Raw genomic sequence first — 12,059 nt, 5'->3', positions numbered from 1 at the left:
ATGACGCCACCGAAGGTGCTTGGTGCGCCGAAACCCTGGTCATCGGTCATGATGAGAAGCACGTTCGGTGCACCCTTTGGCGGCACGACACGCGGCGCCCACCAGGGCTGCGACTCCGAGGCCTTCTGCTTGATCACACCGCCGAACGGCGGCGGCGGTGCGGGAAGCTGCTTGCCGTCGATCGTGGTGGTGGCTCCGGGCGTACCGGGAACGCCGGTCACCTCCTGTGCGGGTGCCGGGCAGATGAGCCCGGATAAAGCCGTGAATCCAAGGGCGGCGAGCAACCGGCGAGAAGTGTGGAACACATCACGATGAAGGCGCATGGGATATCCCTTCTTGGCCTGGTTGCAGCAACGCTTCTGGGTAAGAGCCGATACGCGCGCCTACAAACTCGACGGTCAGAGTAGACAATCGGCGGACTATGTGGTCGGCGGACTATGTGGCTGGAAACAACAGTGAAATAGTAAGTCGAACTAACAGGTCCGAGAAGACTGCAACCTCTAGAAGCATGCCTGATTACCGGCCGCCAGTGAAGTGTATTACTGTAACATACAGTGCCCACGGCTGTTGGTAGAGGACGAGATAATACTGGAGGAATCGCTATGTTCAGACGTTCACTTTAAGCCCCGGATATGTGCAGCGAGCAGCCACGCTCGCGAGGTTGCCGGATCGCCGGCATCGCCAGTCGCAGTTCGGCAGCTCGATGACCGGATTCGACCCAAAGCTGAGCGATACAGTCACTCAACTTTCATCTATGTGATGATCTGCTCTTGAGCCAACTCGCCGGCCGAACTGCTCGGGTTCGATATGAACGCAGCCTCATCCCTCTCGCCGGTTCCGGCGGTGGTCCAACGTTCACCTGCAAGCTCGATGAATGCCTTGACCAGGGGCGAAAGGTGTCGGCTGCTCGGGTATACAACATAGAGTCCTCCGACCGGTGTCGTGTAATCGTCGAGAACGCGGCGCAACTGCCCGTCCTTGATAAACAGTTCGGCCACCTGGAAGGGCAATTGTGCGATGCCGCAGCCCGCAATTGCAGCAGCAGTTACTGCTTGCATTTCGTTGGCGGCGAAGCGCCCGGACACTGTAACCGTTTCCTGGCCATGCAAGCCTTCCAATACCCAGTGCAGATTCGCTATCGAAGAGCCGGCGATGACGCAGTGGTGGCGGGCGAGGTCCGCAGGCACTAATGGCACGCCATGACGGGCGAGATAGTTCGGGCTGGCGCACAGGATTCTATGCGTAGAGCCGAGTTTGCGGGCGATCAGTGTGGAGTCTGGAAGGATGCCTGTGCGGAATGCGAGGTCTATACCGTTCTCGACCAGATTGAGCGTGTCGTCGGTCAGGCACAACTCGACTTTGGTTTTTGGATACGTCGCCAGAAAATCGAAAATCGCATTGGATAGAAAGTGACCACCAAAGCCGACCGGAGCCGATATCCGGATTATGCCCGAAGGCTCTGCTCTCGCTTCCGCGAGCTGTAGATTCGCACCTTCAATTGTCCGCAACGCCTGGCTGCTCTGCTCATAGTAAAGACGTCCTGCGTCCGTCACGTTGAGGCTGCGTGTGGTGCGCTGAAGCAAACGGACGCCGAACTCACGCTCAAGCGCGGCAATACGGCGGCTGACCGTCGTCTTGGGCATGCCCAGCAGTCGCGCGGCAGCGGTGAAACTACCGGCCTCGACGACGCGAGCGAACACCACAATATCGTTGAGATTGAGCATTATATCCAAATTCGGGACGATGTTTTCCAATTATAGACTATTATGGTTTAATGTAACAGATCCTAACTTCGCTCCATTGGAAACGAAGGAGCAGAGATATGACTACCAAACGAAGTGTTCTTGTTACCGGCGCAACAGGCCAGCAAGGTGGCGCGGTTGCGCACGCACTACTATCGAGAGGACATCGGGTCAAAGCACTGACCCGCAAGCCGGACAGTGATGCCGCACGGGGACTGGCGTCGGCAGGCGCTGAGGTCGTGGCCGGCGATCTCGGCGACGCGACATCCATTCTCAAGGCTGCAAATGACGTTGGTACGATGTTTTTGATGGGCAACAGCTACGAGGCCGGGGTGGAGGAGGAAACCCGCCAGGGGATTCTTGCCGCCGACGCTGCGAAGGCTGCCGGCGTCGGGCATTTGATCTATTCGTCCGTCGCCGATGCCGACAAGAAAACAGGTATTCCGCATTTCGAAAGCAAGTATCGCGTCGAAAAACATGTCGCCGGCCTTGGCATTCCCTACACAATCAGCGCGCCGGTCGCCTTCATGGAAAATATCGTCGCGCCGTGGTCAATCGACGCACTGCGCCACGGCACGCATGCTTTCGCGATGCCTCCCAAACGCGTCCTTCAACTGGTGGCCTTGGCGGACATCGGGGCCTTCGTTACTGCCCTGGTTCAGCGGCGCGAAAACGTGTTCGGCAAGCGCTTTGACTTCGCCGGGGATGAGTTATCTGGCGAAGAGCAGGCTAAAATTCTCTCGCAAGCCATCGGCCGCCCGATTAACTATCAGGAAATCCCGCTCGCCGCTGCTCGCCAGCAAAGTGAGGATGCGGCACTTATGTTCGAATGGTTCGACCGCGTCGGCTACGACGTCGATATCGCCGCCTTGCATAAGGAGTTTCAGGAAATCCACTGGCACAGTTTTGCCGACTGGGCGCGCAAGTTTGACTGGAGGACTCTTGAACGGACATCGTCCACCTGAGTTCCCAGATACATTGCCGGGCGATTAAACCCGGACGAAAGCGGATTAGCGGCAACCGGCAAGCTGCGGTCCGGTTCCCAGCCATTCCTGGCGTTCGATCCGATGCGTGGCGAACGCCAGGAAATGGGGCCATTAATAGATTTGTCGCAAGAACCCTAAAACCACCGATCAGGACGCCGTTTTACCAATGTCTCGAAGGGAATTGCTTTTCGTCCTCGCGCGTTAAGACAGCCGGTTAAGGCGGCAGAACTGCTTCGCTTCCGCACTGCCCACACAGCCCGCTCGTTCCCACCGCTTCCCAATCTTCCCCGCTGCCCAGCAATCGCCGCATGCATTTGGGGCAGCGCTTTTGTTCTAAATTCCGCCCGAAGTCGTATTCGGGTCCCACATAAGCACAAATCATGTGGTGGACGACAACATGCCGTTCCAGTTTGGTGGAATTGCAGACGAGGCACCGTTCAGGGAAAGAGCTGTCATTCATCGTCGCTACCGTGTCAATTGAGATTGAACAGCCTTATCAGCGCCCAAGCGATGCGATCGGTGAGCTCCGAATAGAACATGTGAACATGCACAGTTGCATTCAGCGTTGGTGGCAACACCCCAGGGTCAAACCGAATGCGGCCGATTTGTCCAGCTGACGGTTCGCGCAAGATCGAACTGCGCCGCGATTCGAGCTGGTCGGAGATCGGAAGAACCTCGCTGATCGTCCCTGGTAGCCGCGTACGGCCATACACGACGACGACCCTCTGGCCTGGGCGTGGGTCGACCAGCCGAAAATTGGGGATGTACCAATCGACGAACGTGTCGCCGTCAATAAAAATCTCCGCGATGGAGGAGCCAGCCACCACGGATTCGCCGGCGTGGCTTGTCCGTGCCGCAATGATACCGCTTGCTGGCGATAGGATGCGCCCGTCGTCAAATTCGCTTTTGACTGCATCATATTGTCCGCGGATTTCGCGTCGAACCGCCTCAAGCCGTACGAGCTGCGCCGCGGCCTCGTCAGCCTCGGCTTCAAGCGCTAACAGGCTTTGGACGGCCTCTGCGCGCTCCCGGTAAACATCGGTGCGATAGATCAGGCCAAAATCCTCCCCACTATTTGCTTTTTCCAAACGTTTGAGCGTGTCATCGGCCATACTTGATCGCGCCCGCGCGGCGTCGATAGAATCGCGTGCGACGCGTGCCTTGACCCGAAGGTCGGCCTCACTGCCGGTGATTTCCGCAAGTGCTCGCAGAAGGTCTGACGAGGTTTGATCGACTTGGGGGGAACTTACCGTGGCGATCAGCGTACCCGTCTCAACTTTGGCACCAGGTTGTACCGCCATACGCTTGATCTGGACGAGATATGGCGAGGAAATCGCCGAGAGCTGGGCGGTGACCACACCCGGTCCATTGAGTAAGACGAGCGGGGCGCCAAAACGGATGACAAAGAACCCGAGTATCCCGAACACGAAGGCGGCATAAACGAACCGGACAATTTTTCCCGCACCAGCACGGCGGCTTTCAACCGGGTCGGGTACATTGGCGTCAAGGCGATGAATCTCACGATTCATGGTCAAATCTCCCTCGGGGATCGGGCCGCAAGCGCCCGTCGGACGCGAGGAGGCACGTAGTCATCTTGACGCGAGGCCGAAAATAGCAGTTCCGACGTGAAAGCCCAAAAGCGCACGCCCTTCATCAGTATGCCTTGGTAAACTGGAAAGATCGGGGCGACCAGCATGCTGAAAAGTCTTGGTCGCTGATTAAACAGGAGGCCGGTAAGCGCAAGATTGAACAAGCCCAGTATCATGAGAAGCAGGCTCACTCCCGCAAGAAATTGCGGTGTTTCCGAGCCGAATACCAGCACGCAATAGGCTAGATAGAACGGCAGAGAAAGCGTCGGAACGACATCGAAGACGATAAAGTCCAGTCGTTGAAGGGTGTCCGCAAGCCCCTCTGACCTGAAGGGCCAGCACTCGCGATACTGGATGAGACGGACCCTCAGGGCATCACGGTCCCACCGCAATCGCTGGCGGGCGAGAGCGATGAATGATTCAGGTGCCATCGTTGATGCCCATGCATCTGGCACGAAACCAACACGATGGCCGAACCGACGCAAGCGCAACGTGATTTCAAGATCCTCTCCTGGTCCTACATCGAGCCCACCACGATCGAAGAAGATGTCGCGTCGATAGAGCGAGCAGGCGCCAGAACAACAGGAAATGGCACCGATCTGCGCGAGAAACGATTTTCCGGCGCTTATGGACATCAGGTATTCGAGCGCCTGCAATTCTGTCCAGATCGTAGCACTCTCGTTCCTGACACCGATGTTGCAGCTTGCCGCCGCAAGGTGTGGATCGATAAATGCAGCTGCCATCCGCTCGAGGGCGGTGCGCGAAAAAACGGTGTCCGGATCAACAGTCAGGATCAAATCCCCACGCGCAAAACGTGCTGCGACGTTTACGCCCGGGCTGCGGCCGCAGCGGCTGGGGTTGTGAATGACAAGATCGATCAGTCCCTCGGCAAATGCTTGCTCGGCAATGGCGGGTGTTTGATCAAGCGAGCCATCGTTGACGACTATAATTTCGTACGGCGGTACTGACTGATTGCGAAGCGAAGCAATTGTCTCACGAAGACCACCGGCACCGTTGAACGTGGGAATTGCGACACTGATCCGCAAGTCGGACTTGGCTGCGCGCGGCTCACTTTTTCCGACCACCAGAACGGCGAGAGAGACGAGTGAAATAGTGTAGCGGGGTATTTCAAAGATGAGGACAGAGAAAGCCAAGAGCACCCAGTCGGAGTGCCATAAGAGGAGAAGGATGCCGTCCACGGGTTCGCGCCTCTCTCTCTTGTTCGAGATGTTGACGACGTCGGTATTCTACGCGATCGAGAGACAAACAAATGGCGGCAAACTTGGGAAGTACGTTACAGTAAATATACGTGCGGACGCCCCACACTGTGCATTCCAAGTTTCTGAATTCACGCCAGAGGCGGGTGGCTTAGGTCTTGCTCGGCCCGGAAACGAACGTCATGACGATTTATGCAGTAAAAACAACGGTATTTTAAAAAATGATCGTGGTTGTGTACCAGATCTATGTATCATAATGGAAAACGGCCTCCGCTTTGCCATGAGATACGCATAGCTTTTGCAACCGGTTTTAAAATACAGGCGATGATCGCTTATGACCCGAGCGGACGTTTGCGATCGACACTACCGAGGCAACGCACTCGCCGTTGCGCCTTTTGAACCGCAGGCGGGTTCCAAGTGCGGTGCGCTAAGGATTTGCGAGCGCAAAGACGAAGCGCAAGAAAGGTTGGTCCACAACCCGCAGGTCCGGCGCGCAGAGAGGTTGATCCCGCATCATGGTGGTGGCCGTCGAAACGCTTGCTGTAAAAACTCGCTTCTCTGGCCCATCAGAGCTCCCAGCCATTGCATTCTTTCATCAACGCTATTGGGTACGGGCAAAAATGCCCTGCTGATTGCAATGTGAGACAAACTCAGCCGGTGTCATCGGACCATACCCGTCAACTCCAACCCTAATGATAGTGCGGTTCTTCATTGCTGTCAGCGCTGAGGCCAGACTGTCGAATGAAAGTACTGAGCTGGCTTCCATCTCATTCGGGACAAACAGGCGCACGTGTGTTTGGGGGTCCATCCTCATTCTTCGCTCCTCTTAAACACGGAACGGCACATCGCGGTAGCCGGTGCACTCAATGGATGTCTCTAATAATGGGAACGCTTTCTCCACCTTGGGCATTCCGCCTAGCTTCCGTCAGTAACGCGTCGCGCTCTGCGCGGGATCGGTCCCTCATGGATTTGATCGAAGCGTTGGAAATTCGAAACTGACCACAGTTTGGGCAAAAAAACTCAACGAAACCGCCAGCTCGCGGTAACACTTCATGCACTGGTTCATTGGAAATTGGGCAATTATAGTAAGTTTTGAGCATATATCCTCCCTAGAAGCGCGGAGTGTACACTGCAAACCTACGATGTCCTAACTCAGGATACCGGGCCCTGCCGAGACGCTTTTCCGCTGGGTCTGCTCAATGAAACAAGATACTTTTCCCATCATTTTCAAGTCGCTGGCAACTCCGTCAGTGGTACCCTGCCCTCTACGATTGAACCTGGGTCCATGGACGGTGGGTGAAAGTCCACCGCCCCGCCTATCAAGACTTGCAGCGATGCAAAAAGCTTATGACGAATATAACGAAAAACGGCCAGCCCCAAATCTGCGGACCTCTTTCATGTACGGTGCGCTTTTCTTCATAGGCAGACGAAACGCAGGGTTCCAGCCCAGATCCGCAACTGCCTTGGCCGTCGCAACTTCGTCATTCGGCTCGGCGATGTTATAGGCACCGGGACCACCGTGATCGATGGAGAGAAATGCAGCATAGGCCGCTGCATCGACATGAAGCGGCAGGGCTGAAGGGGGCGAGTCGAAGCCGGTTCCCGGTCCGTACATCCGCCCATAGCGCAAGACGATCCCCTCGATCGGCGCGGCGTTCATAACACTGTCCTCCAGCGCGATGACGCCCCGCTTGCTCACGTCCAGCTCATCAATGGCGCCTGTGTAAAGCGGCGATGCTTCCGTGAAAGGCTGTGGACCGGGCATATAGACCCATGCGAGACTTTGCGCGATCAATCGACGCACACCAACACCCTGGGCGGCGTGGACCAGATTCTGCGTGCCCTCTTTCCTTACGCGTGCATTTGCCTTCAATGCCTCTCCCATGAGCGCCGGATCAAGGCCTGGCGGCAAGGCGGTGAGCTGGTGGATAACAATTTCTGGCTCGGCTGTCTTGACTGCGCGATTCAGCGCGTCGGCATCGAACACGTCTACCACGACAGGTTCGATGCCGCTTCGGGCCAATGTCTCTGCCTTGACCGTTGAGCGTGTCGTTCCGACGACATGGTGACCGGCTTGCGTTAGAAGCGGGATCAGACGCTTGCCGATTGCGCTTGTTGCGCCCGCGAGAAATATTCTTTTGCCCATGACTCTCCTCGTTCGTGATGATAATGTTAGAGCTCGAACATAATATAAGAGCTCTCACAATATGCACAAGACCGACGATTGTCATTCCATTCCTGCGCCCGGCGAGGGCAAACGCGGCGAGCATGGCCATCTCGGCTATCTGCTGCGTCAAGCCGCCGGTGCGTTTCGCCTCAGGCTTGAGCGTGCGATGGCTGACCTAGACGTCACGCAGCCGCAATTTGCCGTCTTGACGATGCTCGCCAATTACCCCGGCCTGTCCAACGCCGACCTCGCCCGGCTCGCGCTGCTCACGCCCCAGACGGTGAGCGTCATCGTGTCAAATCTGGATCGTAATGGCTCGATTACACGCCGCCCGCATTCCATCCACGGACGAATCCAGCACATCGAATTGACCGATAAGGGACGAGTATTGCTGGCGCGATGCCGAGAGCATGTTCGAACCATCGAACAGGAAATCACAACTGGTCTGTCGGCTGGGGACGAAGCGGTGATCCGGCGCTGGCTGGTCACCGTCGCATCGCCCGAAAAAGGAAAAGGCGCATCGCATCGATAAACTCGCTTTGGCACGCCAGATGGACCAAAAACTAAAAACGGCCTCATCCGCGAAATTTTGGATTATGGGGCCAGAGCAGATCGTGCGGTCGGTCTCGCAAGCAGCTTTGAACAGTAGCCTCCGATGAGCCCCATGAGCCTGCCGCAAAGGCCGAGTTTGTGAAAGCACTTGATTTTAGAGACTGGGGCGGATTCGCGGGCGTGCCTATCACATGCGTTGCGGGAGGGTTCTTAGGGCGCTGACGCCAGCATCTTCGGTTCTTCACGCAGAATATCTGGGAACAAGGGGGTTGGCCGCTTAGCCGGCGGGTAATGCAACATCCAGGCATGCACCGGGGACGAACCTCGGGCGGCGCCTCCTTGCGGCTTCAAGTTGACGGCGGTCTAGTTCATTCGCAGATAGGCTCAAAGGGCAAACGTGGCATACGCCAATTCGGCTGTCGTTGGGTGGGGCATTCTCGTGCAACCCATAAACTTCTATGACAGCCTCGACGTTCGCTGCGCCTGCTTCCGAAACCTGGGATTCATCTACCTGCGAGTCCACGCGGAATCGAACAAAATGGTGCGATTTATCGGAACCGAAAAGCCGAGCCCATGGCTCAGCCTTTCTTAATTTTCTGGGTTCACCTCATCAGCCGACGCTCAGCTGATCCGCAGACATTTTGCCGGATCTTTTGTCCTGAACCATCTCGTAAGTGATTTTCTGACCGTCATTGAGCCCACGCAATCCTGCGCGCTCGACGGCAGAAATATGTACAAATACGTCAGCACCACCATTGTCAGGCTGAATAAATCCAAAACCTTTGGTGGAGTTAAACCATTTCACCGTACCAGTCGCCATTACTTATCCCCTTTGTTGCAAAGAAAACCATATCGAGGCGTGGATAAGTGATCAAGCCCTAGCATTGTCTCTGGGACCGGCCTGTCTGTTTCCTTATTGATAGAACTGCCCGAGAATGTCCGCCAATTCTTTTCCACTGCGCCGCAACTCTACAATGTGCGCTGTGGACAGTCGCTCTAGAAGTTCGTTGGCCTTTTCCGTTAGCCGAATAGTGACACGGCGTCTGTCGTCACTGTCAATCGAACGTTCAACCAGACCGGCCGACTGCAAACGATTTATGAGTTCAACCGCTGTATTGTGCTGGATCATCAAATGTTCGGCCAGATTACCGACGGTCATTTCACCTGCCGATCCAAATCCGCGAATGGCGAGAATGGCCTGATGTTGCTGCGGTGCCAACCCACAGTCCCGCGCTGCGCGTTCACTGAAATTCAAAAACGCGCGGATGGCGCGCCGAAACTGTGCAAGCGCCGCGTAGTCGGCATCGTTCAAGCCATAATTCCGAGAACTCTCGTTATCACTCATGGACCCTCCTTGATATATATCGTATTACGATATAATGTGTTTTTCATCAACGACATTACAGAACGACCGAAATGCTGCACAAACAAAACTTCGTCCGCTCGACCCCAGCCTTGGGTGATTTCTCAACCGACCATCGTGTTCTTATTCTTGCCGCCATGGCTTTGATTGCAGGCACAGGCGGCGCATTTGCGGCCTGGATCTTGATCAAGCTCATAGCGCTTGCCACCAATCTTGCCTGGTTGCATCGCGTTTCCGTCGAGGATGTTTCATTCGCTGATCTGACCCCAGGTCCAATGACGCTCGCGGTTCCTATCTTAGGCGGCCTTTTGATTGGACTGATCGCTCGTTTCGGTTCTGAAAAAATCCGCGGACATGGCATACCGGAAGCAATTGAAGCGATCTTGATCGGAAGCAGCCGCATGGATCCCAAGGTAGCGGTCCTAAAGCCATTATCTTCGGCCATCGCAATTGGCACCGGGGGGCCTTTCGGCGCCGAGGGTCCGATTATCATGACCGGTGGTGCGATCGGTTCGCTGTTCGCCCAATGCTTTCACCTAAGTGCAGCCGAGCGCAAGACGCTCCTCGTTGCTGGCGCCGCTGCAGGCATGACGGGCATTTTTGGTACACCCATTGCAGCAGTACTTCTGGCTGTTGAACTGTTGTTATTTGAGTGGAAGCCGCGCAGCCTCATTCCGGTGATGGTCGCCGCGGCAGTCGCAATCGCATGGCGGCCGCTTTTCATCGGTGACGCACCACTGTTTCCCCTCTTTTTCAAACAGGACATAACCGTATGGGTGCTGATGCTCAGCGCTGTGGTGGGTATCACAATGGGAATGGCGTCGGGTTTGCTCACCTTGCTGCTCTACGCGGCAGAAGACCTTTTCGGCCAACTGCCGATTCACTGGATGTGGTGGCCGGCCATCGGCGGCCTCGCGGTCGGCATCGGTGGCATCGTCGAGCCCCGGGCGATGGGTGTCGGATATGACGTCATCCGGGACTTGCTCAACCATTCGATTGCACCGCAAGCTGTGATTGCACTGGTATTGGTCAAGATCATCATTTGGATTCTTGCATTGTCATCTGGCACGTCGGGCGGCGTTCTGGCTCCTCTCCTGATTATTGGCGGCTCCTTCGGCTATCTGGAAGGACAGTATCTGCCAGGCCCAGTCGAATTTTGGTCGCTGCTCGGAATGGCTGCCATGATGGGCGGCACTATGCGCTCACCGTTGACAGGAATTGTCTTTGCTGTTGAGCTTTCGGGCAAGGTTGAATTGCTGCCACCGCTGCTGATTGCGACGGGATCGGCCTACGCCGTCACCGTACTCTTGATGAAGCGCTCGATACTGACGGAAAAGATTGCGCGGCGCGGACAGCACATCACACGCGAATACAGTGTTGATCCATTTGAGCTGCTTCGCGTCTCCGATGTGATGGTAAAGGATCCGGATGTTTTGCCGGCGTCGATGCGCATTGATGTTGCAATCAACTATTTCAAAGGCCCCGGTCACAGGCACAAATCCTATCCGCTCGTCGACAACTGGCATCGACTTGTTGGCGTGGTCGATCGCGCAGATGTCTTACGATGGACCATCGAGGACACTCATGCGGATGAAACATTATTCGAACGCATATCCGACAACAACGCGCTATTTGGCTACCCGGAAGAAGTTGTCGCGCAAGTGGCCGACCGCATGGTCTTGAATGATGTCGGGCGGCTGCCGATCATAGACCCAAGAACGCGTCAGGTCGTCGGCCTCGTTGCCCGCAAGGACCTGCTGCGAACGCGGCTCAATAATCAGTCTGCTGAGCATGAACGCGGTGGTTTCTTTCGCGGCGGAAAATCAGACGGAAAGATGGTGATATCCGAAGCGACGGAAGAAGGGCGGTGAACGCTATCGCACGATCAATGACAACGGACACACTTTGGAGGTTGTGATGACGGATGAAACATACTTCGCCAGACTTGAATCGAAGCTTGATGCCCTCGAAAGAGACCTGAGTAATCGACGCAAATACGCCAAAGGAGGTCCATGGACCCACGACAGCATGGTCAAGGCAAACGACATTGATAATCGGGCCCGTCAAATCCAGGCGAAGCTCAAAATGAGGCTTGATGCCGCGTCGCGAGGCGTGGATTGGGAGCTTCTGAAACTTGAACTGCAAAACGATTGGTTGCTGCTGATCAACAGCTTCGGTCATTGGACGCGGCGTCTCGATCAAAAATTTAGGGAACAGGACAAGATCGCATAGTCGGAATCGTTACGGGTAATTGAACTGCCTCATTAAAAAACGAGCCGCGATCACTCAATTAAAAGCAACTTCTAAAGCAATATCCGCTGACGACACTCAAATTATTGCATAGGAAAAAAATTTGTGTAAGTTTGCTAGTAATAGAAAATTGTTCTGAAAATTTTTTCCATTTGTGAAAGTACCGGCGTTTGAGAGATCACCTAGACCACAC

The 12,059-nt window shown here is 55.5% G+C and carries 11 protein-coding genes and 1 pseudogene; 5 read left to right on the top strand and 7 right to left on the bottom strand.

Annotation, left to right across the window (positions count from 1 at the left end):
• Nucleotides 1-323: pseudogene (locus AAAB35_RS01795) on the bottom strand (arylsulfatase); the annotation flags it as partial.
• Between AAAB35_RS01795 and AAAB35_RS01790 the strand changes: the two are divergent.
• On the top strand, nt 322-459 hold the full coding sequence (locus AAAB35_RS01790) for a hypothetical protein (protein ID WP_340666541.1): 138 nt from the start codon (nt 322-324) through the stop codon (nt 457-459). The pseudogene AAAB35_RS01795 and the gene AAAB35_RS01790 overlap by 2 nt on opposite strands.
• Nucleotides 460-752: 293 nt before the next feature.
• On the opposite strand, the gene AAAB35_RS01785 is transcribed toward AAAB35_RS01790, so the two are convergent.
• Complete coding sequence (locus tag AAAB35_RS01785; protein WP_340666540.1) at nt 753-1,724, bottom strand: LysR family transcriptional regulator; 972 nt, start codon at nt 1,722-1,724, stop codon at nt 753-755.
• 98 nt (nt 1,725-1,822) lie between these two features.
• Here AAAB35_RS01785 and AAAB35_RS01780 point away from each other — a divergent pair, with 98 nt between their 5' ends.
• The gene (locus tag AAAB35_RS01780; protein ID WP_340666539.1) at nt 1,823-2,707 is read left to right on the top strand and encodes an NmrA/HSCARG family protein; all 885 of its coding nucleotides are present in this window, start codon (nt 1,823-1,825) and stop codon (nt 2,705-2,707) included.
• A gap of 494 nt (nt 2,708-3,201) precedes the next feature.
• Here AAAB35_RS01780 and AAAB35_RS01775 read toward each other — a convergent pair whose 3' ends face one another.
• From AAAB35_RS01775 to AAAB35_RS01765, 3 genes are all read right to left on the bottom strand, one after another.
• Nucleotides 3,202-4,257: an HlyD family efflux transporter periplasmic adaptor subunit gene (locus AAAB35_RS01775; RefSeq protein ID WP_340666538.1), complete on the bottom strand. Its 1,056-nt coding sequence runs from the start codon at nt 4,255-4,257 to the stop codon at nt 3,202-3,204.
• A 2-nt stretch (nt 4,258-4,259) separates the two neighbouring features.
• A complete protein-coding gene (locus AAAB35_RS01770) occupies nt 4,260-5,516 on the bottom strand; it encodes a glycosyltransferase (RefSeq protein WP_340666537.1) in 1,257 nt (418 codons plus the stop codon).
• 1,363 nt (nt 5,517-6,879) lie between these two features.
• The gene (locus tag AAAB35_RS01765) at nt 6,880-7,680 is read right to left on the bottom strand and encodes an NAD(P)-dependent oxidoreductase (protein WP_340666536.1); all 801 of its coding nucleotides are present in this window, start codon (nt 7,678-7,680) and stop codon (nt 6,880-6,882) included.
• A gap of 61 nt (nt 7,681-7,741) precedes the next feature.
• Between AAAB35_RS01765 and AAAB35_RS01760 the strand changes: the two genes are divergently transcribed.
• Nucleotides 7,742-8,233, top strand: coding sequence for a MarR family transcriptional regulator (locus tag AAAB35_RS01760; protein ID WP_340666535.1), 492 nt, complete (start codon nt 7,742-7,744; stop codon nt 8,231-8,233).
• 630 nt (nt 8,234-8,863) lie between these two features.
• Here the strand turns inward: AAAB35_RS01760 and AAAB35_RS01755 are convergent.
• Nucleotides 8,864-9,073, bottom strand: a complete 210-nt coding sequence (locus tag AAAB35_RS01755; protein WP_340666534.1) for a cold-shock protein — start codon at nt 9,071-9,073, stop codon at nt 8,864-8,866.
• 93 nt (nt 9,074-9,166) lie between these two features.
• Nucleotides 9,167-9,598, bottom strand: a complete 432-nt coding sequence (locus AAAB35_RS01750) for a MarR family transcriptional regulator (RefSeq protein ID WP_340666533.1) — start codon at nt 9,596-9,598, stop codon at nt 9,167-9,169.
• Between the two features lie 71 nt (nt 9,599-9,669).
• Between AAAB35_RS01750 and AAAB35_RS01745 the strand changes: the two genes are divergently transcribed.
• Both AAAB35_RS01745 and AAAB35_RS01740 read left to right on the top strand, forming a co-directional pair.
• Nucleotides 9,670-11,487, top strand: coding sequence for a chloride channel protein (locus tag AAAB35_RS01745; RefSeq protein ID WP_340666532.1), 1,818 nt, complete (start codon nt 9,670-9,672; stop codon nt 11,485-11,487).
• A gap of 43 nt (nt 11,488-11,530) precedes the next feature.
• Nucleotides 11,531-11,848 (top strand): hypothetical protein, encoded by a 318-nt coding sequence (locus AAAB35_RS01740; protein WP_340666531.1) that lies wholly within the window; start codon nt 11,531-11,533, stop codon nt 11,846-11,848.
• The last annotated feature ends 211 nt before the right edge of the window (nt 11,849-12,059 follow it).

The sequence above is a fragment of the Phyllobacterium sp. genome, assembly GCF_037994425.1.
Classification (GTDB): Bacteria; Pseudomonadota; Alphaproteobacteria; order Rhizobiales; family Rhizobiaceae; genus Phyllobacterium.
The sequence above is the reverse complement of the archived record's forward strand: the minus strand, read 5'-3'. Positions and strand labels throughout refer to the sequence as shown.

Coding starts and splice junctions, on each gene's coding strand:
- AAAB35_RS01790 (WP_340666541.1), top strand. CDS start 322: ATGGGATATCCCTTCTTGGCCTGGTTGCAGCAACGCTTCTGGGTAAGA.
- AAAB35_RS01785 (WP_340666540.1), bottom strand. CDS start 1,724: ATGCTCAATCTCAACGATATTGTGGTGTTCGCTCGCGTCGTCGAGGCC.
- AAAB35_RS01780 (WP_340666539.1), top strand. CDS start 1,823: ATGACTACCAAACGAAGTGTTCTTGTTACCGGCGCAACAGGCCAGCAA.
- AAAB35_RS01775 (WP_340666538.1), bottom strand. CDS start 4,257: ATGAATCGTGAGATTCATCGCCTTGACGCCAATGTACCCGACCCGGTT.
- AAAB35_RS01765 (WP_340666536.1), bottom strand. CDS start 7,680: ATGGGCAAAAGAATATTTCTCGCGGGCGCAACAAGCGCAATCGGCAAG.
- AAAB35_RS01760 (WP_340666535.1), top strand. CDS start 7,742: ATGCACAAGACCGACGATTGTCATTCCATTCCTGCGCCCGGCGAGGGC.
- AAAB35_RS01755 (WP_340666534.1), bottom strand. CDS start 9,073: ATGGCGACTGGTACGGTGAAATGGTTTAACTCCACCAAAGGTTTTGGA.
- AAAB35_RS01750 (WP_340666533.1), bottom strand. CDS start 9,598: ATGAGTGATAACGAGAGTTCTCGGAATTATGGCTTGAACGATGCCGAC.
- AAAB35_RS01745 (WP_340666532.1), top strand. CDS start 9,670: ATGCTGCACAAACAAAACTTCGTCCGCTCGACCCCAGCCTTGGGTGAT.